This is a genomic window from Hallella colorans, from assembly GCF_003096815.1.
GTDB lineage: Bacteria > Bacteroidota > Bacteroidia > Bacteroidales > Bacteroidaceae > Prevotella > Prevotella colorans.
The window spans coordinates 1-25368 of record NZ_QENY01000027.1; the positions used below are offsets into that span (position 1 = coordinate 1).

Genomic DNA, 25368 nt, shown 5'->3' on the forward strand with positions numbered 1-25368 from the left:
GAAATCAAGTCCGTTTCATTTCAAAACACCACCTAATAGACTGTATTTCAATTAATTCAAAGAGTGATTAGTCCACCTTAACGGGACAGTAGTGATTTTATATGTTAGTAAAAAGTAAGTATGAAAGCCATTCAGTTTTCGTACTTGTTGTTTCATTTTTTGTACTTTATCACTTTCTTTCATATCTCTACCGAGAGATCTTTTGTCCATGCTCTTTGACACACCTATTTGCATAAAATATTTTAATATTTCTGAACTTAATGTTTTTTTGACTTTTCTGTTATCTGTAAGTAAACCATATACGAGCTTCACAGTATTCGTCTTTCGTTCGTGCAATGTTCTGAATCTTACCATATATTCTTTTTGTATTTTTAAGTTTATTATTCTGGGCATCCCGATTCTCAACCTTTAAGGATTTTTCGTTTCTTCGACCCGAACTTTTTTTTATTATTCCGGTGTAACCGTCATCTCGAACCTTTTATGTGCATGGTAAAATCGTCGGCATGAAAGGGAATGAAAGGCAAGGAATTGGTGGCAAAGTTTTCAGGAAACCGCAATCTTTGATTTCGGAGGGTCATGAAAAGTTTTCCGCCAATAGGCTTTCAGCTGGTACTTGCCGTGTTCCCTGCCTACGATACCTTTGCACTATAAAAGTCGATGATGACTACAAAGGTGATGGAAAGTGAGGTCGAAGGCAGAAACGGAAATGGAAGTATAGTTATTGGTTAAGTATGGTAAGCACCAAAGGAGATAAATAGTTGTATGTAGTATTCCTGTATATACGTCAACAAGTATGAGTGTCGAAAACGGGGATTTTTTTTATTTATGTCCTGTCCTTTTCTTTTGTTTTTGACACGGATCTTTACAGGTCTTTAATTTTTGCCCACCTAATTTTAACATAAAAAGCCCCAAAAACAGCCTAAAACTTTTTGAAAATGTTAATATAAGACTTTTATTTTTTTGAGGATGCTTATTTGCTGTTAAGTCATTTATTTTGCATACAACAAATAAAATAATATGGGATCATTCGGTATATTCGCAATTGTAGTGACATTCATCTTTGTTATCTATTATGTTGCTATGATCAGCCTTGATTTGTTCGGCACGAAAGGAGAAAAAAAGAAAAGTGTTGAAGTCATTCACACGAGTACGTCTGTCAACAATACGGAAGGTGCGCCAGCAGTTTCGGCAGTTAGAGTTAGTGAGGACAGCGATGGCAAGTATCAGATAGAACGTCCTGGTGACGAAGCACCTGAAACGTACGGCGGTGCAATGGCAGCAGAGCCAACAGCACCCAATAAAGCAGATGAAGCATCAGATTCTGATATCGACGAAGATAAAATAACAGCGAAAGACATTACAGATTCAGATACAGAAGAATTGGCCAGGCAGGCCCAAGCCAAGGTTGATTCAATCAACGGAGACTTAAACAGCGTGTCTCCAGATATTCAAGGAGCTGTATATGTGGACGAGTTCGTTGAAGATTGTCAAGCCGCATTATTGAAGGCCAAGCAAGAAGACGAACAGGCAGAACAATTCAGTGTATAAGTCATGAAGAAGTTTAAGGGAAAAACCTATTTACTGTTATTAGCATTACTATCGCTCGCACAGCCCGTTATAGCTAATTGTGGGACAACCGACTATAGTGGCAATTCCGGTCGCCTGTATAATATGGTTGTCTTCGTATTAACTTGTTGTACAGCCGTATTGTATTTGCTTTATGCAATTGCAGCTCTCCTGTCCATATACAGTGCTACCAGTATCTATATCAAGATGCAAGCAGGGGAAGAGGGCTTTACCAAAAGTATCATCGTTTTGGTTGGCAGCTGTATTTTCCTACTTATCGCCACCATAGTCCTTCCAGCGTTCTTCGGTTTCCAATTTGGAGTGACCGACAGGCTTTGGTAATTCATTTATTACATATTTTCATATAATTATTAACTAACAAAAAATCCAAGACAATGAATCAGAATTTGTCATTAATGGTAAGCGGTGCCAAGAGTTTTGGCATTTCCGCAGTGAAGAAAATCAAATCCGTAGCCACAGACCCTCGTTTTGTATTGGTGATGCTGATGTTGGTAGTGGTAACGGTTGCCGCCGATGCACAGAACATCGACTCCGGTATTCAAGCTATCACCAAGTCAACGGATGCCTTGAAGAAGTACATTCCCGTTGTAACGAAGTTGTGCTATGCCTTAGCAGGTATTGTCGCCATTGTGGGTGCTATCTCCGTTTACATCAAGATGAACAACGAGGAACAGGATGTCAAGAAGTCTATCATGATGATTGTCGGAGCCTGCATCTTCCTCGTCGCAGCAGCTCAAGCACTGCCACTGTTCTTCGGACTGCAATAGAGAAACATGGAAACAGTCAAGAACGACTATCCCGACTACCCAGTATTCAAGGGGCTTCAGAAGCCTCTTGAGTTTCTGGGTCTTCGAGGAAGATACATTGTATGGGCCGCCATTACTGTTGGAAGTGGTCTGTTGTCATTCTTGATTGGCTATATGATCTTCGGTTTTGTCATATCCTTGTCGCTGTTAACCATTATTCTATCCGTAGGAGGAGTAACCATTTTTGTCAAGCAGCACAAAGGATTGCATACAAAGAAATCACCAAAAGGGATTTACATATTCAGCCATTCAAGACAATATTAGAACATTTATTTGATTGTAAGTAAAGTAAATTTATGATTACCGTAATCGTCATATTGGTCTTTGCCTCTGTGTTATTGGGAATGTTTATTTCCATCAAGGCTTTCGGCACAGGTAGCAAACGTGCTAAAGTGTTTGAGAATATCTATTTCAGTTTTGAGGATGTAAACGATATAGGTGTTATCTACACTAAGAAAGGCGATTATTCAACTATCTTGAAGATGGATAATCCCGTCAGGAAGTATTCAGCCGACACTGACGGCTATTACGAGTTTACGTCCTTGATGGCTTCTGTCCTTCAGGTTTTAGGCGAGGGCTATGCCATACACAAGCAAGATGTCTTCGTCCGCAAGAAGTTTAACATATCAAACATAGCAGGAAAGAATAGTGATGCTAAAAAGCGTTTTCTTTCCGATGCCTATTTCAAGTTTTTCAATGGTCGTCCCTATGTGGAGTCACAGACATATCTCACCATCACCCAGAGAGGTAGGAACGGCGGATTGAAGACATACGATGCCGATAAATGGCGTGATTTTCAAGTAAAGATACAGAAAGTCCACGACCGTCTGAAGAGCGAGAATGTAAACTGTCGTTTTCTTAGTGGCAAGGAATGTCAGGAATATACTGAGCGTTTCTTCGCCGTTGATTTCAAAAACGAAGTTATTTCAATGACGGACTTCAGTGTGGAGTCTGAAAAAATCTGTATGGGTGATGAACAGCTGAAAGTGTACAGCCTTTTGGATGTGGATGACCCTGGTCTTCCCGGCACACTTCATCCTTACGCTGACATCAATGTCAACAACACTGTAATGCCACAAGACTTACTTTCAGATCTTAGTACACTGCCAGATGTAGACACCATCATATATAATCAAATTATTTTCCTTCCCAATCAAAAGCGAGAGATAGCGAAGTTGGAGAAAAAGAAGAACCGTCATGCCTCTATCCCCAATCCGAATAATCAGATTGCTGTTGAAGACATCAACGACGTTCTTAATGAGATTGCCCGTAACGGCAAGCAATTTGTTTATGCCCATTACAACCTTATAGTAAAGACCAGTGCCGACAAGAACTTGCAAAAGGTTACCAACAGTTTGGAAAATCTTTTGGCAAGATACAGTATGCACCTGTCCAAGCGTGCCTATAATCAATTAGAGTTATTTGTTGCCAGTTTTCCAGGCAACTGCTTTGAACTCAATGCAGATTATGATCGTTTTCTGACGCTTTCCGAGCCGGCACTATGCCTTTTGTATAAGGAACATCAACAGAAAGGTGACGATACCAACCTGAAATGCTATTATACCGACAGACAGGGTGTTCCCATGGCTGTGGATGTGTCAGGAAAGGAGGGGAAAATAAGGTATACCGATAATTCTAATTTCTTTGTACTTGGTCCTTCAGGTAGCGGCAAGTCCTTTTTCATGAATACCGTTATGCGCCAGTATTACGAGCAAGACACCGATATAGTCATTGTTGATACCGGCGATAGCTACGAGGGCTTGTGTAGCTATTTTGAAGGCATATATATCACCTATTCCAAGGAGCATCCTATTTCGATGAATCCTTTTAAGATTGAGAAAACCGAGTACGAGCAGAACTTTCAGGCAAAGAAAGACTTTCTTAGAAATATTATCTTCCTGATATTCAAAGGCAATGGTGAACCGACGAAACTTGAAGAGACCATCATCAACCAAACACTGATAGAATACTTTGAGGAGTATTTCACCCCGTTTGAGGGTTTTACAGAGGAGCAGAGAGACAATATGCGTCATGTCATGGAGCTTGAAGATAAGCGTACTGGTAAGTATGAAGAATACGAGCAGCAGTTGGAAGAGCGTTATGGCGTTTCTGATGACATGGATGACATAGACGACATAGATGATAGGATCGATGAAGAGGAAGAAGCCATTCAGAAGCACAAAGCCCGTAACCTCCGTCTCCGTGATAAGTTGCAAGCCGTCATTGATGATAATGCTGCCACTGATGGGGAGAAGAGTAATGCCAGCCGTCAACTATTGCGTCTCACTCCAGAACTCATTGAGAGCAAATATCTCCAACGCATCAACAAGAAAATCGATAAGATTGAGCGTCAGCGTAAGAAGATGCGTGTGACGGAGTTGAACTTCAACACTTACTATGAGTTCGCCATAGAGCGCATTCCGCAGATTATGAAGCAGGATGACGTAACCTTTCCTATCAATGAATTTGCTACAATTCTCAAACCTTTCTATAAGGGTGGCGAGTTGGAATATACGCTCAACAACGACATGGATTCCTCGCTTTTCAATGAAAAGTTCATCGTATTCGAGATTGACAAAATAAAAGAAAATCCAGTTCTTTTCCCCATTGTCGTACTAATTATTATGGATGTGTTCACACAGAAGATGCTCCTAAAGGAAGGAAGAAAATGCCTTGTCATAGAAGAAGCGTGGAAAGCTATTGCTACTCCTGTCATGGCCACCTATATACAGTACCTTTACAAGACTGCCCGCAAGCACTGGGCAATGGTCGGTGTCGTCACACAGGAGATACAGGATGTTACCGAGTCTAAGATAGTCAAGGAAGCCATCATCAACAATTCCGGTGTCTTCATGCTGCTTGATCAGAGCAAGTTCAAGGACAAGTTTGACAACATCAAGAAAACGCTTGCCCTAACCGACATTGACTGTAAGAAAATTTTTACCATTAACCGTCTGGAAAATAAAGAGGGCCGTTCGCCATTCAAGGAAGTCTTCATCAAACGAGGACAGGAAGGTGATGTATTTGGCATAGAGGAACCACCAGAATGTTATATGAGTTACACAACGGAGAAGATAGAGAAGCTGGCCTTGAAGCTCTATAAGAAACTTCTTCGGTGTGATCACCAACATGCCATCGAAGCCTTCGTGCGTGACTGGAAGCATTCAGGGATAAAGAGTTCCTTGGAATTTGCCAGAAAAATATTAAAGGAAAGAAAAGTATTAAACAATTAGTCCCAAAGTTATATGCGTCGTATCATTGCCATCATCCTTTTGATCCTCTCGGTGACAGCCATGTCAGCCCAGTCGTATCATGCCGTCAACATTGACGAGGGTACCGTAGCTGCCATGACTGCCGCATACGCAATAGAGTCGGAAACCGAGCGTCTAACCGTTTCCGATGTAGATTCCATCTTAGGCCATTACACCAAGGCAAGCCTTTCCACCGCTGGTATCTACCTGTCAAAGTTGAAAGACCGGAACGCCATGCGTGATGCAGGGCTGTTCAGCAGTGATGAGAATTATTATTATCAGCGCATCCTTTATTTAGTGAAAGACGGCATCATGCCCAAGCTCATCGTCGTTGCTGTCAAAATGGTCAAGCAGCCCGACAATGCCCTTTATTGGGGACCTTACCTATTCAAGACTACTCAAAATGTCGAACAGCTATGCAAACAGTTCGAACTTGTTGTTACAAATGGTAAGCTATCTTTCAAGGACGTAGTTTTCTTGGTTATCAACGAGAAGTTGCGGAAAATCTTCGACGTGTCTCAATTGGGGAATGTCAACTGGAAAGACCTCTTGGAAAAGATCGGCGACTTTGACATCAAAGCCGCCAAGGAAAACATTAAGAAAGATATAAGCAATATCGGAGAAGTACTTGCCACCGCTGGAAAAAATGCTGTCAATGGAAATATCAAGGATTTTTCTGCAATAGGTAAGATCTTCAAATCAAAACCATCCGAAATTTACCAGCTATACAAGACCTTCCGAAGCAAATATGAAAGTATACGCAACGCAGGGAATGTGAAGGAAATTCTGATGAGCGTTATTCAATCGACGGATGCAGATGCTGTGTCACGTCTTTTTCAGATAGACGATTATAACATATCAGGCTATATCAGTAATTATGTAAAAGAGTTAAAGGGGCAACACTATAGACAAAGATGGTACATCTATTCCGAAGATAGTGGTAATAAAATTCTCGCTGAATACAAGCCTTCGCATCCGAGGAATACTAATGACAACTCCGCATGGACAGGTTGGAAGTATAAAGAGAATTTTGAAAGAAAGACCACACCGTCTTTCCCCACCCTTTCCCCACAAGAATATAATGAACTCAAAAGACAAGCTGAAATGTCGACAGGTTGGAATGCTGCTCGTAAAAGTCAATATGAACATCAACATCCTGGTCATACCATCACTATTGATTATGCCATGGACTCCTATTCCTACGTTAGAGACAAAGATGGCAACATGTGGAAATCTTCAGCGCATTGGCGTGGCATGCACTGGACTGTGAACATGACAGTCAGGGAGTCTTGGAGTTCCAAGCAGGAAGTCTATTCAGAAGTGTTTGACTCCGAGTCTATGGATGAGAATACTTTCAAGAAAAGAATGGATAATCAGCTCAAATACTACAACAGCTTAGAGAGTGACAAAGAACCCTCTCAGCAAGTTGTTTACAAGTTAGGCTACGATGCTCCTAAATACTACACAATGGCAGATGAGAACAAGATGAAAGGTTGCAATTCCGCTGTGTTCTCCGCCAGCTGTGCCGACGGCTCTACCCTTGCAGAAGGGTCCTTCAACTGGAAGGAGAACGGTAATCAGGGAAAGCATCTGGAAGATCCCAAGTCAAAGAATTTTGCCATGGTAGCCTCTCCTAAGTCTGGCAACGATGATATCAAGATGCTGCAAAAAAAGAAGTTAGAATATCAAGCCGATATAAAGAATATTAATGAACAAATCCGTTCCATGGATAGGGAGATGAGAGCCTTGATAGAGCAGATAAAACAAGCCAAAATGGCAAATGATGAGAACAAGGTCTCCGAGCTACGTTCACGTTATGAAACCATTAGTAAAAATCAGGCAGCTTCAAAACGTCAGCTTTCGCAGATACAGTCTTATCTTGGTAAGATAAACACTGCCATATCAGAATATTATAAAGATCTTACTGAGGACAATGGAGATCCTTATCGTATTCCTGCAAACATGAGAGAATTAGAAGGGCTTTACAAGCTATCCTGGCAGGATGACGGAGAGTGGACCAATGGTGACAATAAATATATTTTCGTACGTCATGCTTATTGTGCACAGGTAAAGAGTGAGGTAACTTACACCGCCACTCTCACGTTATCTCAACCTCCAAGTTATCTTATACCTTGGTTTGGATGGAATCTTATAAGGATTCACCGTGCCATATTGAGCGTCGACTACAAGCTCTCTGCTTCTTTTTCTTCAGAGAATATCATAGAGACTATGAAACTTGACGTGAACCTATCGGAGAAAGAGCGTGCAGCAAAGGTCAACGAGCGTCAAAAGCAATTGATGGAAGACATGCCTGACTGTTCTATTTCGGTAAGATACAACTATGCCAAGAACTTGGCAAACGAAGAAGACCCAGATGCCATTCACTTGCTTTGGGCAAGCGACCGTTTAGATGTGGCCAGAAACGTGGAATACCAACTTAGTTTAATCTATTCCCAGCTGGTTCTTTTGGAAAAAGTCATGAATGATCGTCAGACCATCAAGGATTTCTTGACCAATCACATCTTCAACCCCATTACAAGAAAGTCACGAGGAACTATTGCCGAGTATGCGCTGCAACGGTGGAACGATGCAAGTGACAAAGCCAAGAAGACTTCCGCAAGTACCTCTTTACAAAACAACACCACAACAAGCGAAAATTAAGGCATAGCATAAATAATAGAAAACATGAATAAATTGGTATACATACTGGTGATGAGCCTTTGTCTTCTATTTATTCCGAGTGAAGTCAAGGCATTAGATTTCCCGACCGACCCCGTCTCGTTGGAAGCAATGATCCATAACCACAAGACCGTCAGGGCTATGTTGGAATTGCGTACCCTTGCCGAGGAAGGCGTGATTACTTATCATGAAAAGAGTATGCACTCTATGGAAGATTACGCTGCGGTCAACAAGAAGTTGGACAAATATAGAAAGTGTTTCAATATTATCAACCTCATTTTGAACTCAACCGCCACTGGCTTCCATGCTTATAACAGTTTTAAGAGTTGCAAGAGTAATCTTGAAGCCTATTATGATCTATTGAATACCTACAACAAGGAAATCCTCCAACATGGAGCCATCTGGACCAGCGACACCATAATCATCAAAGCCAGTCAACGAGCCGTCGAGGGTGTTTATCATGGAGCTTCACAGCTATGGAAGTCCTACTCTGAATTAGCCGAAATTATGACTGGTGTAAGAAATTGTACCACTTCGGATTTAATGACCATTTTGGGTGATATCAACAATTCCATTGACGAGATAGACGACAGCATCAGACGTTCCTACACGGAGTTATGGGCATATATGACTGTCCGGATGGGTTTTTGGAAAAAAGAAATATTCATGGCAAGAAGCATCAAGGATATTGCCAACGATGCTTTGGGGCGTTGGCTTGGTAACTCCATCCAAGCATTTGAATGTCTGGAGCAACATCGCTCATTCCAACATGCCCCTTTAGGCGGTGGCGGAATCATCGGAGGCAGAAGCTGGCATTAAACATAAAAGAATACCTATCATGCAAAGAAATAGAATCATCCTTTTACTCGGGCTGCAGTCGATTGTCCTTTCCGTATTCAGTCAAGGGTATGTGCAAGTCACAAAACATCATGAGAATTACATCATGCAGCAGTTTATGACGATGGAGACAGGTGCTGGATCATTAACTCCTCGTTACTACTATAACGCATTTCACAAGGGATATCAATCGACAGCCAATTTGCTGAACAAGCAGCTTTTCCGTCTTCACATGAAAACTCGTGTTGCAGATGAAAAACTTTATGCCGACAGCATAGATTCTGTGACCTTCCGCCGTGCCAAGATAGAGGCAAAGAATATAGTTGACCGCAGTCCAATGACCGACTTAGCATGGACAGTTGAAAAAAGCAAGATAGAGAACAGACTATCCATCTTTCAGAAGAATATCAATCTTATCATGCCTTACGGTGGTACATCTGAAGACTATCGCAGGTGGAAGACCATTTATAACTGTCTTCAGACCGCTATCAAGGTTACTCGTGAGTCCTATCAAGATTTGGGACGCAAGAAGAAAGAGTACATAGCCATCTATAAAGATATTGTCAGGCGCAATTACCAGCTCACCAAACAGCTTCTTGCATGGAAAGGCATGAAGTCCGCAAAGGAGATGCGGGAAAACAGCAAGCCACCCCAGCGGTTATCCTCCGTCTCTACAGTTGCTTTTGATGCCTTGAACCGTTGGAGAACGGCGGTGGGCGTTGATGGTTTTTCAAAAAAGTGAAATCAAAAAGTAAAATATAAAATATACGCTAACAAGTAAAAATGTAAATTATGACATTCAGTTCCTTATTATTAGCTGCACAAGGAGGTCTTCAGGGGTTGTCGAACACAATCTCCGACCTATCCCAGACCATAGGAGTTGACCTGTTTGAGGAAGACATTGACAATGTTGTTTTTCAAACGAATGAGTTTTTGTGCAATCCCGATTTTATTGGTACACAGGGTCCTTTTTGGTGGATCCTTCAAATGAGCATGGCATTGGGAGCCTTGTTTTCCATCATTGTAGGTGCCAGCATTGCCTATAAGATGATGGTCAAGGGAGAACCCATTGATGTTTTCAAGATACTTAAAGTATTAGGTATCGCCATGGTCATGATTTTTTGGTACCCTCCAAGCATGACTGGCATGGGTGGCGGCAGTGGTAGCATTTTGGATGCCTTGGCATATATACCCAACTGTATAGGCAGCTATACCCACGACCTATATGAAGCGGAAGCTGTGCAAGTCAGTGAGAAATACAACGAGTTGATGCCACTTTTGCAAAAACGTGACACGATGTATCAAAAGGCAGCAGAGGTGGAAGTGGCTTCCGAAGGACTACAGAATGCTTCAAGTCTTGATGTTTTAGGTCAAAACACTTCTGGTAAAGATACTGTAGATGGTTTAAAAGATGCCGCCAGAGCTAAAAAGACATCTGTTTTTGCAGGTCTAATCATCGGCTTAGATAAGATTGTTATGTTCTTTTCGCTTGTTCTGTATCGTGTCGGTTGGTGGGCAACCATATTCTGTCAGCAAATCTTATTGGGTATGTTGACCATCTTTGGTCCCATCCAATGGGCTTTCTCCGTCCTTCCGAAATGGGAAGGGGCGTGGGCAAAATGGATTATCCGCTACCTGACCGTCCACTTCTATGGAGCCATGCTCTATTTTGTAGGTTTTTATGTCCTGCTGTTGTTTGATATTGTGATTAGCGTTCAGGTTGAAAACCTAACCGCCATTACATCGAATGTGAACACAATGAACGGTTATGTACAAAATGCCTTCATGTCCTGTGGTTATCTTCTTTCCGCTTCCGTAGTTGCATTAAGGTGTCTCAACTTAGTTCCCGATCTTGCAGCATGGATGATACCTGAAGGAGACACCGCTTTCTCCACTCGTAACTTTGGAGAAGGAGTGGCATCTTCCGTCAAATCAAGTGCCATGTCTGTCATGCCAAGAATCCACTAAAAAATAAAGCTATGGCTGTATTAAAAAAATTAGAAAACAAGATAAAATTAGTATTGATCGTCACAGGTCTTTTTTTGATAGGTTGCATTGTTATCAGCCTTGGAAGTCTTTTTATAGCCAGAGGAATGGTTGCCGATGCTCATAAGAAGATTTATGTCCTCGATGGCACTGTACCTGTTTTAGTCAAGCAGACTACGATGGATGAGACTTTTGGTGTAGAAGCAAAAAGTCACGTGGAGATGTTCCATAACCTGTTCTTTACATTGGCTCCTGATGATAAGTATATTGATTATACCATCAAGAAAGCCATGTACCTTATTGATGAGTCAGGTCTTGCGCAATACAACGCCTTGAAGGAGAAGGGCTTTTATAACAACATTATTGGAACGAGTACGATATGCAGTATCTTCTGTGACTCTATCAAGTTAGACGAGAAGAAGCTGACCTTTACCTATTATGGCCGTCAACGTATCGAGCGTCGCACCAGCATCCTGATGCGTCAGCTCATTACCGCAGGAAGTCTAAGGCGAGTACCTCGAACGGAAAACAACCCCCACGGCTTTATCATCTACGGCTGGAGAACTCTTGTCAACAAAGATCTCTCCGAAAATCAGAAAACCAATTACTAACATTAAAGATTGAATATTATGGGATTCAAGAGAATTATTATGGGCGACCCTATGCCAGACAAGAACGACCCAAAATATAGAGAGCGTTATGAAAAAGAAGTGGAAGCTGGCAAACAGTTTGCCGACAAGAGTGGTTTGAGCTGGCTGGTTATGAAGATACAAATTTTGGCCAATCGTCACCGTGTGGCCTTCCTTGTTACTGTCTTCGGTATTGTAATTGGCTGTTTTGCCATTAACATTTTCAATATGGTACGCAGCTATAACGCCTCTAAGGAACGGCGCACAACAGCTGTTGAACAGGTAGATTCAGTATTACATCAAAGACGTACAATAAACAAAAAGTAAAATGGATGTAAAGAAAATAAATTTTAAGGATAGGAAGTATGTCTTTCCGGCTATTCTATATCCATTGGTTTTGTTTGTAGGATATTTCGTCATTGATGCCGTAGATACAGACGTATCCGACAACGACCCACGCTTGGCCACAACGGATTACTTGAACTCTGATCTACCGTCAGCCAATACTGACAGCGTGTTGGGAGGCAAGTTGGACAATGCCGAGCGTGAGTTTGGAAAAATCAATGATATTTCTGGAGTTGAGAATGTTGAGAACGACCGAGACTCAATCAATAAAAAGGAAGATTATAATTCCCAATACAGTAATCGAGAGGCAGAAATGGTACAAAGGCAGCAAGAGCAGCAACGTGCCAAGATTGATGAGCAGCGCAGAATCAGGGAAATGCAGGATCGTGTGCGAAAGGCTTCAAACACATCCCGCAGTTCTTCCTCGAGCGACAACTTTGTCGCTCCAGTAAGTGATTCAGAGATTGCACGTCTCGACCGTAGGAGAAGACAACGTGAAATAGATAAGATGAACGAGGATCTTTCGGGCGTTGCTTTTGGTTCTTCTTCAGGCCGAGGAAGGCGTGACAACGTAGACAATAATGACAGTATCAATGATGATTATGGTCTGCTTGCAAATGGTTCTCGGAACGAAAGAAATACATCTTACGATGACAACGGATCTTCTTATTCTTCCAGAACATCGGACAACTACCGTGATGCAGGAGGACAAGCAGAGGGTAATCCCGAAAAAGTTGTCAAGAAAGTAAAGGCATCCTCCGACTACTTCAACACTCTATCGTCTTCATCGGAAGAGTCCAAGCTCATAAAGGCTATTATCGACGAGAATGTGAAGGCACAAGAAGGAAGTCGTGTTCGCCTTCGTTTACTGGATGATGTGGAAATCGGTGACATAACTGTCAAGAAAGGTACCTATCTCTATGCACAGATGTCTGGTTTCAGTCAACAGCGAGTCAAAGGAAATGTAAAGAGCGTCTTCTGTAGGGATGAGATTATCAACGTAAGCCTTTCCATTTATGACACGGACGGATTGGAGGGTCTTTACGTTCCGCAATCTTCCTTCAGGGAAACCACCAAAGAAATACTCGGTTCAGCCACACAGGGTGGAACGAACATTGTAGACAACACAACCTCTTCAACTGGCATCAAAGGTTGGGCCAACAATGCCGTTCAGAATGCCTCTCAACATATGATGAATGCTGTAGGAAAAGCTGTCCGCAAGAATAGGGTAAAATTGAAGTATGGTACGCTCGTTTATCTGATTGACGGCAGTCGGCAGGAAAAGAGAAACAGATATTAAAATGCTAACAAGAAGAAAAAAAGATATGAAAAATTTTAAACAGAAAATTGCTATAGTCGTTGTTATGTGTACCACTTTTTTGTTGGGGGTACATGCTCAAAAGACTTATTCGGATATGGAGGTGTTGACCGTCAACGAAAACATATCCACTATCATCACCGCCTCCGAGCCAATACGCTTGGTGGATATATCTACAGATTCCGTAGCAGGTGACAAACCTTTGGATAACGTGATACGTATAAAACCCAAGACCGGCAATCATAATGACGGGGATGTACTGGGTATAGTCACTATTATCACAGAGCGTTATAGAGTACAATATGCGCTTATTTACACCCGTCGTCTCCAAGAGGCCGTTTCGGATAAGGAAGTGGAACTTATAGAGCGCAATGCTTTCCACAATCCTGAAATCAGCATGTCTACTACAGATATGGCCTCTTATTGCATGAAAGTATGGAATTCTCCAGCCAAATATCGCAGTACTTTTACCAAAAAGGACAAGATGATCATGCGCTTGAACAACATCTATGTTGTAGGCGAATATTTTTTCATTGATTTTTCCGTAGAAAACAAGACCAACCTCCCATTTGACATAGATGAGCTACGTATAAAGCTCGAGGACAAGAAACAAGAAAAGTCAACCAATGTCCAGATTATTGAGTTGAAACCAGCATTTATTCTTGACCGTTCTGTAAGGTTCAGAAAAGGCTACCGCAATGTAGTTGTGTTGAAAAAGATGACATTCCCCAATGACAAGGTTCTGTCGGTTGAGCTTTCAGAAAAACAGATTAGTGGTCGTGCCATCTCACTTCATCTCGACTATGAGGATGTATTAAGTGCCGACTCGTTCGACACGTTACTCTTGAAAGAACAATAAAATAAGGCTTATCATGAATATACGTTTTTCCCGTTTTCCAAGAGTTTCTGTAGTTTCTCTTATCTGCCTGTTTCACCTTTCAGCTATGAGCCAATCTCACGGCAATCATGTAATGGTTGGCATGGGTGCTACCTATCCGCAAGGATTTGATGCCACACTGGCTTATGAGCATGAAATGAATTATCACAATGCAATGGAGTACTTTGCAAACTACTATATCAAGTACAAGACTGAACCAGAAGCAGGTTATGTCACCCGAAGTTCTTTTTGGCACAGTTATAACATTTGGACGGTTGGTTTTGCCTATAAGCCTTGCGTGACACGAAGTCGCAACCATCATGGCAACATCAGGGTCGGTGTAAGTGGCGGCAGTGACTTACATAAGTTTGTTGGCGTAGGTTCACTCGGCTACGAACACACCTTCAACCTCTATCATGGCTGGAGCATCTTCTTTCAGGTAAAAGAGGATGTCACGATGCGAGGGGAGGACTTGTTCCGTACTGGCGTAGCCATTGGTGCTAAGGTTCCACTATAAATTAAAATTGACATGAATATATATAAAATACTTATGGTAATCAATCGCATCATAAGACTTTCTCACAGAATTGTGCGAATTTCCTATAAAGTTCATCGTCAATCTTCACATAGAAGATCACGTAACACCAATAAAATAGTATATGCCATTTCTTTATTGGCTGTACTTATAGGCCTGAACTCATGTGATGTCTATCAACCCACAGATTATGAAATTCATGTGGGGTATATCTTGTGCGAAGATCATAGTTGTGTGTCACCAGACGTTTATTTTGCCCAAAAATCACAAAAAGCCGTGGGCGTTGTTTTTGCGGAGCAGACGGATGCTCATCCGCTTATGGCCGTTATGTTGAAGGAACTGGACGGAGTGTTCTGTGACTCGCTTGGCCTTTCCAATGGCACGAGTGGAAGCCTTACCGCTTTTGACGGTTCCGCCAACACACGAGCAATGCAAAACAGTTACAATGCCGAAACAAAGAAGGGTAGTCCACTTGCCATGAAGCTCTTTACTTTTCATGAAGGTGGCCAGAGTGATTTCCTGCCCAGTGTAGCAGAGCAGCGTTTGTTGAATGTCTCTGCCAGAAAAATCAATCCCATCATAGAAAAGCTGGGTGGCACACCCATAGCCTTGAATGAAGACTGTTGGTATTGGACTTCCACGGAAGTAAGCGATAACAAGAACTTTCAGGCTTGGCTTTGTTCCTCTGTAAACGGGGGTATCATTGAAACGCCTAAGATGGAAAAACATAAGGCACGAGCAATCATTCAAATCAATTATTCTAACTAAAAAACAAACGACCATGGGATGGATAAAAGAGCTTGGCAAAGCAGCAGTAAAGGCAGCGGAAAAGCCGCTTGAAAAGGTAGGTGTCAAATTAGCAGCGAAATCCGCTGAAAGTGCAGAGAAAACAGTCGGCAAAGCATTGGCCAATTCTGTCATGAAGGAAGGGCGTTATGCCAGCAAGGCCAGCTATACCAAATGGATAGAATCCATGGGGGGAAAGGTCACTAAGGTAGAGTCCGGCTTCAAAAATTGGGAGAAAAGTCTGTCTAAATCCAAGTCAGGTTTTAAGACTGCCGAGCATTTGGGAGCCAAGGCCGCCCCAAAGGCAGGGCGTGTCATCATTGACGGAACCAAGGCCTCTGGCCATGGCATTGCTCATTCCGCAAAAGCGGCTGAACAAGTTGCAGAAGAAACAGCCAAAAGAGCAGCTCTTATCAATAAGGAATCGCTCAAGACAGTAGCCAAGACAGGCTGGAGAGAGGGCGGTAAAGTCATCAATAAGACTGCAGGTTGGGCTGGTCAGTACGCCAGATACTCTGCTAATCATCCTATTGCAAGTCTTATTCTATCTTCAGTTGCCTATCGCCAGGTAACTGGACGAACGCTATTGCCAGACGTAATGAAATCCATAGGTGGCGATGATGCCGCACAAAAAGGTCTCGTTGGTGTTCTCGGTGAAACGACATTAGGAAAGAAAGTAGACGATCAAGGCAATGAAGTCAGCATGGTCGCCAATCTCACGGATGTTCTTTTCGGCAATGGTACTTATGGTAAATTAAATTCTGGCATTGGTTCTGCTGCAGGTGAAGCAGCAGGGCTGTATCAAGGCATAAAAGGTGGCGTTGCTTCCGTCTTTGGAGAAGGGGCTGACCTCTATGAGACAGGCAAGGAGCAGATTGGGCATTATTTCTCGGGTAACGGAATGGTTTCCAACAATAACGGGGGGTATTATGATCCTACAACTCCTCAATATCCGTCAACAAGTCAAATGATGGGACAAGGTATGACACCAGCATTACAACAACAGCAAGGAGGCGTTGCTGGCACAATGATGAACGGTGTGCATTCTGTTGCCAGTGAACTTACGGGCGGAAATGTATCAAAGATGAATTTAGCGTCCCTCGCACTGTCGTCCTACATGATGTTTGGTCCTTTTGGTTGGCTTGGTAAAATGGCCAGTATGATGTTGGGCGGCATGACTCTGCGCAACATTAATCATCGTCAATCGGAAGGTCAGTCCGTGCAGCAGCTACCGAGGTATGCTGTTGCTCCAGACTTGATGGCGGAACAACATCGGGGACAAGTTGATTTGCCTGTATCGGAAGAACCAGTGGTACGCCGCTCCCGTGGAATATGATATATTAAATCTAACAAGTATAGTATATGGATGCAAAAGATTATAAGGACATGCTCTTGGAGTCGGCAAGCGGCTTCATGATGCCTTTTTCCTTGGGCGAGAAAGAAGAACTGAAGGTTATCCTTCCTTATGGAGAGCAAACCCATCCCAAGACGGGAGAAAGATTTCAGCACCAAGGTGTTGATTATGCCGTCAAGGACAAACCGTTATATGCCATTGCAAGCGGTATGATTATTGGAGCTGGACATGATTCCGTTCACGAGAACTATATTGTTTCGAGGTACGGAAAATACGAAGTTACATATGGAAACGTTTCCGAAGCCTACACTCCTTACGGCACTGATGTAAAGGCAGGGCAGGAAATCGCCCGTGCTGGTGATTTTCTACACATGGAAGTGCGATTTAACGGAAAAGTACTTGATCCTGAAAATTTCATTGCCATGATTTGGGCAAACATACAGCAGCTGGCTGCCATGGGTATCACCCGCCAGCCTACTACCGAGGCTTTGGGTGACAGGAAAATTTCCACCAAGTATGACGATAGTCAGAATGAGATCATGACACTGATGCTCCGCTGGCTTCCTACCTACATGAATGAGCTTCGAACGAAAACCTATACACCTCCTAAAAAGATGGAAGCGTCATTGAGGAATATTCTTTCAAAAGCAGCAGATAAAAATTATTTTTATGAAACAATGCCCAATTTAGGTAATCCCTTAGGTCTGTCCGAGCGCAGTGCTCCATTGATAGAGAAAATTCAGGAAATCCTAATCGAGGATTTTCTTGGATTTCTGGCAGTCCGTCAAGGAATATATCCCCAATCTTGGGATGAATCTCAAAAAAAAAACTTTCTGAAGAAGCTGCCGAAAACGGCTTGACACTCGATCCTTTGGAAAATCTTGAAATTGATATTCACAGTTATGACATCAGTCGAGAAGCATCCGTCTATTTCGACACAACTGGGACACGCTGTTGGACAAAAGCGTGGTTCAATGGCAGGGAAAGAGGAGAGAGAGCAATAGAGATCACTCGTCAGTTAGCTGTGAAATTCATCAATGATGAAATTTTATTGGATGATTGGCTTGCACGTTTCTATCCAAAGCAGATGAACGTTTGTCACAAAGCCATCGAGCAGGCACGTAAACAGTTATTGGGAATCTAAAACTCCATCGTATGGCAAATAAAAATCAACATTTCGGAGAGCTGGAGTATTGCTTCAATCAGTACTTCAGTAAATATTGCGCCCCCGTCATCACCAAGGATTACAGATATTATCATCGTAAGCAGAACGAAGAGTTCTATAAGGCTTACAATAAGACACCAGCCATCATCGGTGCAGGCTCTGTTTTCCAGGGCATGATACGTATACAAACTGCAAATGTAAGAGCTGCATCGGAGGGGAAGTGGAGTAAAAAGAATCTCGATGATTTTATAGACGGTGTCGTTAAGAAAATTGTTGCTGGCAAGAATTTCCAGAATGATTGGGGAAATTTAATTGATAGATACAGGGAATCCCTGATTGCCAAGTTGGGAACAAAAGGCTATCTTCACGTTGCTGAACAATTGGGGAAAACCGAAGGTCAGAAATTTATAGACCCAGCTATTCACTATGGTCAGTTACGCTTCATGGAGTTGCTCAAAGAACATTTGGCTCGGACAGACATGCCCAAGTCCTCCATAGAATACATTCTGAAGGAAGGAATAAACAATTCTATCTTTATGAGTTTAGGTAGCAGGTTTATGCGTGGTCGAGACCTCTCTCCTTCAGAGGAAGAAATTCACGAGCTGGGTAATAGAATTTATAAACCGTCAAAAATGGAGAAAGCTGGATCTATTGTCCTGGGAGCCGCAATGGATGCTCCAGCGTTGGACGGCATTGGTACCGTAGCTGCCGTTCCCTTGAAAAGTGCAGCGAAAGGAGTAGCTGGATATGCCATGAAAAATGGTGCGGTAAAATTCGGGACTTGGATGGGAGAAAAATCCGCTTACAAAGTGGCAACGAGGGCTTCTTATGCAAAAGGATTGATTTCAAGCACGATGGCAGATGCCGGCTTCAATTATTGGTTTTCTTCCAAAGTTAATCTTGACACTGCCAAGAAACAATACAGCCAAGCGGTTTTCGGCAATGAGACCACATTAGGAAAGCATCAAAAAGGAGCCTTGGCATATAGGAAAACAGGTACTGAATATATTTCCAATGTTAATGACGGTTTGGTCAAGAAAATCAAGGTTGCTACGATTCGTCCCCATGTGAGCAACGCAGTAACAAAAAAAGAAGCAGGACAACTCTTATCCTCGGCAAACGGGAGTTCAGGAAAACTCCTGAAAACGATTACTGCGGGATTAAATCGTCAGGCTATGCCTTATAACAGTCATGCGCCCATACCAGCATGGATGCTGAATAAGACAGCCAAGCAATGCCGTGCTTTTGCTACCTCGTTCTTTTCCATTGCTAAGCAGATGTCTGTACAAGGATTACATGTATGGAATGTGAACGGCAAAAACATGACACTTGCACAAGTAGCCCAACGTGCCAATGATTATGCCAGAGCTGCCGTTCAGATCGACAAGGCCAATGCGGATAAAAAAGCTGCAAGAGTAATGGCATCCAATCGGTATCACCCCGAGCCAAAGAAGTCGAGAACAAATAATGATGAAATCACAGCACATGCTTCTGGGCGCTCCGTCTCTCAGCCCGTTATTTCAAGCACAAGTACTCCTTCCGCTCAATTAAACGCCAGTACATCCCAAGGCTTCTCCATGTCCTCGCAGCAAACATTAGATACTCCGTTACAGGCATCACCTTCTTTCAATACGTCCCAAACGGCAGGATGGGGTAAATATTTAGATCATGCAGGATTGAATGGGTTTAGTGATATAACCAAGAACTTAGGGTATGTATTTGCGATGCTTCCTGATATGCTTATCGGTATGTTTACTGGCAGGACATCATCGTTTACCGTAGGAAACAATATATTACCTTTGGCAGCCATTGCCGCAGGAATGTTTACAAGGAATCCACTATTAAGGCTTATGCTGATGGGATTTGGAGGAGCTAATCTTCTGAATAATGCTGGTCACGAGGCATTAGAAGCAAACGCACCTAAAGCTATTTCAAGAAATTACAAGCAATATGCTGATGAACCTCTCAATCCAAGGCTGAACAATGTCTATATGAGAGGACGTTCCTTGATTGCGGACATAGACAATCGACCTGTTGTCATTAATATTTCCGACACTGTTGTTGACGCATATGAGAAAAAAGCCATACCTTTGAACACGTTAGCAAATGCGGTTTTAAGAAAGTATGATGAAAACAGTGAGAAAGCATCCAACACTTATGACCGTGAATTGGCTTCTTTAGAAAGTCAAGAACAACAAAGAGCTTATGGAATAAAATAGTATTTATTTACATTAAATACTTGTTAGCGATCCCTGCTGGCGTAGATAGTTGCGTCGGTGGGGATTTTTGGTATGACGCACATGTCATACATAAAAAAGAGCGGCTTAAATACCGCTCCTATATTAAACATAACTATCTATAAGTTTATCACAAATCATTCAACAGAAAAATCGAAGCCAAAAGGAGCTGTCTTAAAATACTGATTTTTGAGTCCGTTCTTATAGAAGAAAACGTATTCTCCCGGTTCCAATGGTTGAGGAAAAGACACTTCAAAGGTTGTGTTGTTAATTGTCTTAATGGTGAAATCTACCATTACTCTGGAACTTGCGTTACTTCCCTCAAAGCCCATTACAGTGTAACTCATATTATCAGGGAATATCCTTCTGCCACCTTTCTTTTTGGCTTTCACCGTCATCTTTACACATTGAAACTCGTTGGGACTCATAATATCGTTCATCACAAGCTCATAAAAATTGCCGCCATTCTGCTTAAAACTATCATCAGAATTATGATTAAAATAGAATCTAAATACAGGTTGTGTGGATGTCGTTGTCTTGGCTTTAGTGCCAGGCAACATCAACTTCTTGATATCCTTAGCAGATGTCATAAGAATACTTGTCCCTGCAGCTACAGCAGCAGCCTCTCCTCCGCTTGGAATGTGTCCTCCAAAAACCGATCCAGCAACATAGGTGCCAAGTGCTGCAGCGCCTATCGCACCAAAATTAACTCCTTTCGATTCTTTTTCAAAATTTGTACGATAGAGTTTTTCGGGCTTGCCATTAGTAGCATTCCAGAGATACACTCCCTCGTACCCCATATCTTTCTTGGCTATCTTTTGAAGATATGTCGTCAGAGTAGCATCAGCACCTGCAGCTTTCAGCTGACGCATAAAATTGATATCGAAGGTAATAGTGCGAGTTGAACTATTGTCAATAGCACCGATAATCTCTTCAGAGGAAAAACCTTCTTTTAACAAATCAAGTACGGTCTGATTGGTAACGGTTTCATTCTGTGCATGTAGACCAATGGACATTAGCATCAGATACGTAAGAAGTAATACTTTTTTCATTGTTGACTTTGTTCTTTTATAATTGTAGAAATCTTTAATAACCACGTAAATATTCAATTCTTGCATCAATTAAAACTATAAGAAAATATGAAAATCAGATGGCGGGGATTTGTTTATTTGTAATCAATTTTTAATGTTTGTTCATTTAAGGATAGTTGAACTTTTGGCGTAACTTCCTCATAGGTTGTATTCTCCTTAACTAATTTATTCAGTTCCTCAAATGAAACCTTTCGTCTAACAATCCACTTACCCACATTGGTTCTTGGTTCAAGCATCTCCCATCCCTGTACTTCCAAATATGCGAGACCTTCCATCATATTTCTAACTACAACTGCTTTCCCTTCTTTATTTTTCATGATACTTGGTCGTTGTTGTCCGTTTTCTCCTGGTGACATAAGAATAACGAAGCACTGCTCTCCTGTAACCTTATCTGCCCATCGCACTTCAATAGAAGCATAAAGATAGTAGTTCTGTTGGGTACTCGCTTTCGTCTGTGCACTGCCTGTTGTTGCTAAACACATCATGATGCCAGCAATAAATAATTTCAGTTTATTCATCGTATTTATATGTAATAAAGTTATGAGTACACTGGTTAAAGCGTACTCTCTAAAATAATTTTATTAAAACAATTTTTTGTGGTTATCGTGCGACCACCCCATAGCATCCTTATAGTTGCTATTTTTTCTTCCTCTCTTTCGGCCAGTATCACCACCGACTATTGCTTTCAAACCTACTCCCATTATTAGGGCTGATGCTATCAAATCTAACATAGTACGTTTCCTTTCTTTTTTTAGTTACATTTTATTTATTCCTTGTTATATTTTAAGTTCTTCAGGTGTTGAAGTTTTCAATTCCAACTCCGCTTTTGGGTTTAATGCAAGCAGCATTTGTATTCTGTCTTGCAGTCTTCCGATTGTCTCTTTGATGTTAACCACATCGTTTTCTGGAATTTCCTTAAGTTCACGAATGATCTCCATATATGAGTTTATCTGTCCCATCGTATAGGTGACGGATAAAGTGTTCTCGATATGTTCTCTGTCGACCTCAATTTCAAATGCCATAACCATTCCTCCCTCTTATTTATAAGTTTAGCATAGCTTCAGGCAGAATATCAAGTATCTTGCATATTTCTCCCGCTTTAGCTAATGTTGGTTCGCTCCTCCCTTTTGTAAAATCACTTATCCTGCTGGTGCTAAGCCCTACAGCCTCGGATAGTTCTTTCTGTGTCATTCCCTTATCTTTCAGGCCTTGTTTTATAACTTCGGCGAGCGTAAGTTTCTCTATTGGATGATGTTTCTTCTCGTATTCTTCCACGATACAGCTCATGATAGAGAGTTCCATGTACTCTGGCGATGTCGGCAGTGTCGCATCCGTCACGATCTCCAACAATTCTTCAACCCGTCTTTCGGCATACTTATATTGCCTTTTTGATATTTTCATACTGTCACATTCCACTCATCGATGAGAGTCTTATAGTCAGCTAAAGATGCCACAAACCTCACATATATACATCCTGTGTCGAAATATATCGAAGTAGCAATTTTATAGTTGCCTTCATCAATACTGAAGATATACAAGCCTTTTTCTCTCACAGCGTCTGTGAAGTCCGCCAGTATTTGGCCAAAGCTCTTGTATTCTCTGTTTCTTACAGTGTAGTACCACTGCTGTAAAGGTATCTTAGCCTGTTCGTATTGTGGCTGCTCGTAGAAGTCTTTGATCTTCTTTTGTGAGATAACTCTCATATCAGTGATTGTCTTTTTTCGCAACAAAGATATGAAGATATTCCCAAAACGCAAAACAAACAAGCAACAAAATTCCGAAAGACAGAATATTTTTTATATTCAGGAAGATTGCAGGTCGTCCTTACAACCTCCCTGACATTTGCTTTATACACATTTCTTTTTAGGCAGTACCCATCCTCGCTGCTTTGCCACTTCACGGTTGAACTTCATCCACACCTCTTCATCCTTAAACTCAAAGTGCATTGTTCCTTTCTTAAAGCCCTTGCACCTAAAGAAACCCCACTCGAAAGTCTTTCCCCATACCAATTTGTTATCTCGTACAAAATAGTCAAGACTTCCAACGCAATCGTAGTTCTTACCTGTAATGAAACAAAGAGCTTTACAAACATCCTCCATCCTGTTTGCCATACCTCCATATTCAAGATAAAGATAGTCTCTCGGCCATTTGGGGTCATAGGAAGTCATGTATGGAACGATAAACTTACGGTTGACCATATAGTTTGCGTTTATCTTCCATTTTTCCCCTGCCGTAGAGTTTTCGTCAGAGAAAGAGCAAATCAGGTCGAATGCTTCGAGTATTGCAGTATTCATACGCTGTCCTGTCGTTTGGATGACCATGTTTAGAACCTGATAAATATTGTGCATGGTAAAGGGAACATTTGTCTGCTGCTCCACGAACTTGTTTATCTGTTCCCGTAATTTCTGTGTGGCATACTTTTCCATGTTCAGCTTTCCGAATATTCGTCTCCAATAATATTTCTGCAACTCCTTTTTGTATTGTTGTCGGCTGATATGGACAACATTATTGGAAGCATCAACCACAGCAAACCTTACAGGGAGATAACCATCCTTGTTGCCACCAAAACATGCCACAGAATTAATTTTCTCTGCTGCAGCCATCGTCTCGTCGAAAAGTTTTACTGCTGCAACGTAGCGGTTTACCATATCCCGTACCACATTGTATTGCACCAGGCCTTCCGTCTCATTAGCATTCAGTGTGTCGTCTTCATTGGAAAAAAGGTAATCCTCAAATTCATCCTGTCCCTCACCTTCTTTATACAACTTTATCATACTCACATTGACATTCGTCTTTCGTTCTGCATTATCAAAAACTCTACCTAAGAATTCCTCGCACCCATAAAGATCAATTGTTTCTTTCAATTTCTCCTTGGTTGTATTCCGTTCCCATCCTTGATTTATGCTTTCGCTGTTACATAAGGCAATGATGGTACATCCTGCTGGAGCAATCTCAAACGCATGAAGAATATGTTTTGCTCCTTCTGAAAAAGGAGGATTCATTACAATATAGTCTACATGGCTGATCTGTTCTGAAGAAACGGTCAGGAAGTCATCCGCAATCATTTCGCATTTTCCGTTCAGAAGTTTTTTGAGGTTAGCGTCCTTTTCACAAGCAATAACCTTTCCTGCTCCATTCTTTTTGAGCCAGTCAACAATATTTCCTTTCCCTGCCGAAGGCTCAAGGATTGTCTTCCCGATAAAATTCTCTCCCATCATCATTGTGTTTATCACCTCGTCAGGAGTTGGGTAGAAATCTGCATTATTTGTAAAAATGTTCATTGTGTCTTATTTTTAATTATCCAATTATTCGTCTATCAATTCTCCATTCTCGCCAATCCAAAGCATTGCCCCCTCACCGTTCCAGTAGAAGTCGAACGCCCTGTTCAGAGGGTTGTATATACCCTCAACAATAGTTCCCTCTTTGAGTCCCTTAATCTCGGCCAAATACCATTTGCCCGCTTCGGTAATAACCTTTACTCTTGCTTTTGCCTTGTAGCTCATCTTCTTCCTTTGTTTTTCTTTTTTCATAATCTTTTGTTGTTTTGAATTAAACGGTAAAGTCATTTACGAACTGGCGTTCAATCATAACTTCAAAGTCCCTATTGTTACATGAGGTCTGTCTCCACTGTCTAAGCTGTTTCACATCTTCCTCGGTTAATGAAAGGAAATCTACCATCTTACGGATGGTTTCTTCCAAATTCTCACCAATGTAAACAAGTTTCCTTGTCTCGACAGAGTGCCAAGCATCTGTTTGATATGCTAAGTAAATAAGTTTCCTTTCCATTTTTCCTGCTGTTTATAATTCAAAATATTATTCTGGGCAACCCGATTCTCAACCTTTAAGGATTTTTCGTTTCTTCGACCCGAACTTTTTTTTATTATT

The 25368-nt window shown here is 41.7% G+C and carries 26 protein-coding genes; 19 read left to right on the forward strand and 7 right to left on the reverse strand.

Annotation, left to right across the window (positions count from 1 at the left end; all coding sequences use genetic code 11):
- Positions 1-1017 precede the first annotated feature (1017 nt).
- The 19 genes from C7379_RS11240 (at position 1018) to C7379_RS11330 (ending at position 20374) form a co-directional block, all read left to right on the forward strand.
- Positions 1018-1548, forward strand: a complete 531-nt coding sequence (locus C7379_RS11240) for a hypothetical protein (RefSeq protein ID WP_116617379.1) — start codon at positions 1018-1020, stop codon at positions 1546-1548.
- 3 nt (positions 1549-1551) lie between these two features.
- Positions 1552-1908, forward strand: coding sequence for a DUF4134 family protein (locus C7379_RS11245; RefSeq protein ID WP_116617380.1), 357 nt, complete (start codon positions 1552-1554; stop codon positions 1906-1908).
- Between the two features lie 53 nt (positions 1909-1961).
- On the forward strand, positions 1962-2354 hold the full coding sequence (locus C7379_RS11250; RefSeq protein WP_419185315.1) for a DUF4134 domain-containing protein: 393 nt from the start codon (positions 1962-1964) through the stop codon (positions 2352-2354).
- A 6-nt stretch (positions 2355-2360) separates the two neighbouring features.
- Positions 2361-2657 (forward strand): DUF4133 domain-containing protein, encoded by a 297-nt coding sequence (locus C7379_RS11255; protein ID WP_036928836.1) that lies wholly within the window; start codon positions 2361-2363, stop codon positions 2655-2657.
- 32 nt (positions 2658-2689) lie between these two features.
- Entirely contained in the window at positions 2690-5626 is a 2937-nt protein-coding gene (locus C7379_RS11260; protein ID WP_116617381.1) for a TraG/VirB4 family ATPase, read from the forward strand.
- A gap of 12 nt (positions 5627-5638) precedes the next feature.
- Positions 5639-8305, forward strand: a complete 2667-nt coding sequence (locus tag C7379_RS11265; protein ID WP_116617382.1) for an OmpH family outer membrane protein — start codon at positions 5639-5641, stop codon at positions 8303-8305.
- Positions 8306-8329: 24 nt separating this feature from the next.
- Positions 8330-9142 (forward strand): hypothetical protein, encoded by an 813-nt coding sequence (locus tag C7379_RS11270; protein WP_116617383.1) that lies wholly within the window; start codon positions 8330-8332, stop codon positions 9140-9142.
- A 19-nt stretch (positions 9143-9161) separates the two neighbouring features.
- Entirely contained in the window at positions 9162-9902 is a 741-nt protein-coding gene (locus C7379_RS11275; protein ID WP_116617384.1) for a DUF5045 domain-containing protein, read from the forward strand.
- 50 nt (positions 9903-9952) lie between these two features.
- A complete protein-coding gene (locus tag C7379_RS11280; protein ID WP_116617385.1) occupies positions 9953-11128 on the forward strand; it encodes a hypothetical protein in 1176 nt (391 codons plus the stop codon).
- An 11-nt stretch (positions 11129-11139) separates the two neighbouring features.
- Positions 11140-11757 (forward strand): conjugative transposon protein TraK, encoded by a 618-nt coding sequence (traK, locus tag C7379_RS11285; protein ID WP_116617386.1) that lies wholly within the window; start codon positions 11140-11142, stop codon positions 11755-11757.
- Positions 11758-11775: 18 nt separating this feature from the next.
- Positions 11776-12102 carry a hypothetical protein gene (locus C7379_RS11290; protein ID WP_103003516.1) on the forward strand — a complete coding sequence of 109 codons (327 nt, stop codon included), beginning with the start codon at positions 11776-11778 and terminating at the stop codon, positions 12100-12102.
- Position 12103: 1 nt separating this feature from the next.
- Complete coding sequence (gene traM, locus C7379_RS11295; protein ID WP_116617387.1) at positions 12104-13420, forward strand: conjugative transposon protein TraM; 1317 nt, start codon at positions 12104-12106, stop codon at positions 13418-13420.
- Between the two features lie 25 nt (positions 13421-13445).
- Positions 13446-14297, forward strand: a complete 852-nt coding sequence (traN, locus tag C7379_RS11300) for a conjugative transposon protein TraN (protein ID WP_103003514.1) — start codon at positions 13446-13448, stop codon at positions 14295-14297.
- An 85-nt stretch (positions 14298-14382) separates the two neighbouring features.
- A complete protein-coding gene (locus C7379_RS11305; RefSeq protein WP_243406797.1) occupies positions 14383-14832 on the forward strand; it encodes a hypothetical protein in 450 nt (149 codons plus the stop codon).
- Between the two features lie 156 nt (positions 14833-14988).
- Positions 14989-15618 (forward strand): hypothetical protein, encoded by a 630-nt coding sequence (locus C7379_RS11310; RefSeq protein WP_243406798.1) that lies wholly within the window; start codon positions 14989-14991, stop codon positions 15616-15618.
- A gap of 13 nt (positions 15619-15631) precedes the next feature.
- A complete protein-coding gene (locus C7379_RS11315) occupies positions 15632-16972 on the forward strand; it encodes a hypothetical protein (protein ID WP_116617390.1) in 1341 nt (446 codons plus the stop codon).
- A gap of 26 nt (positions 16973-16998) precedes the next feature.
- Entirely contained in the window at positions 16999-17850 is an 852-nt protein-coding gene (locus tag C7379_RS11320) for a M23 family metallopeptidase (RefSeq protein ID WP_103003510.1), read from the forward strand.
- An 11-nt stretch (positions 17851-17861) separates the two neighbouring features.
- On the forward strand, positions 17862-18134 hold the full coding sequence (locus tag C7379_RS11325; protein WP_165815069.1) for a hypothetical protein: 273 nt from the start codon (positions 17862-17864) through the stop codon (positions 18132-18134).
- 11 nt (positions 18135-18145) lie between these two features.
- Complete coding sequence (locus C7379_RS11330) at positions 18146-20374, forward strand: hypothetical protein (RefSeq protein WP_116617391.1); 2229 nt, start codon at positions 18146-18148, stop codon at positions 20372-20374.
- A gap of 155 nt (positions 20375-20529) precedes the next feature.
- Here the strand turns inward: C7379_RS11330 and C7379_RS11335 are convergent, their stop codons facing one another.
- The 7 genes from C7379_RS11335 to C7379_RS11365 all read right to left on the reverse strand — a co-directional run bounded on the left by C7379_RS11335 (position 20530) and on the right by C7379_RS11365 (position 25013).
- A complete protein-coding gene (locus tag C7379_RS11335; RefSeq protein ID WP_133241897.1) occupies positions 20530-21444 on the reverse strand; it encodes a hypothetical protein in 915 nt (304 codons plus the stop codon).
- A gap of 113 nt (positions 21445-21557) precedes the next feature.
- A complete protein-coding gene (locus C7379_RS11340; protein WP_103003506.1) occupies positions 21558-22001 on the reverse strand; it encodes a hypothetical protein in 444 nt (147 codons plus the stop codon).
- Between the two features lie 258 nt (positions 22002-22259).
- A complete protein-coding gene (locus C7379_RS11345) occupies positions 22260-22505 on the reverse strand; it encodes a hypothetical protein (protein ID WP_036928653.1) in 246 nt (81 codons plus the stop codon).
- Between the two features lie 19 nt (positions 22506-22524).
- The gene (locus C7379_RS11350) at positions 22525-22884 is read right to left on the reverse strand and encodes a helix-turn-helix domain-containing protein (RefSeq protein ID WP_103003505.1); all 360 of its coding nucleotides are present in this window, start codon (positions 22882-22884) and stop codon (positions 22525-22527) included.
- Positions 22881-23186, reverse strand: coding sequence for a type II toxin-antitoxin system HigB family toxin (locus tag C7379_RS11355; protein WP_036928656.1), 306 nt, complete (start codon positions 23184-23186; stop codon positions 22881-22883). Before C7379_RS11355 ends, C7379_RS11350 begins: the two co-directional genes overlap by 4 nt.
- Before the next feature lie 144 nt (positions 23187-23330).
- A complete protein-coding gene (locus C7379_RS11360) occupies positions 23331-24764 on the reverse strand; it encodes a class I SAM-dependent methyltransferase (protein ID WP_116617393.1) in 1434 nt (477 codons plus the stop codon).
- Positions 24765-24788: 24 nt separating this feature from the next.
- The gene (locus C7379_RS11365; RefSeq protein WP_231564511.1) at positions 24789-25013 is read right to left on the reverse strand and encodes a hypothetical protein; all 225 of its coding nucleotides are present in this window, start codon (positions 25011-25013) and stop codon (positions 24789-24791) included.
- Positions 25014-25368 lie beyond the last annotated feature (355 nt).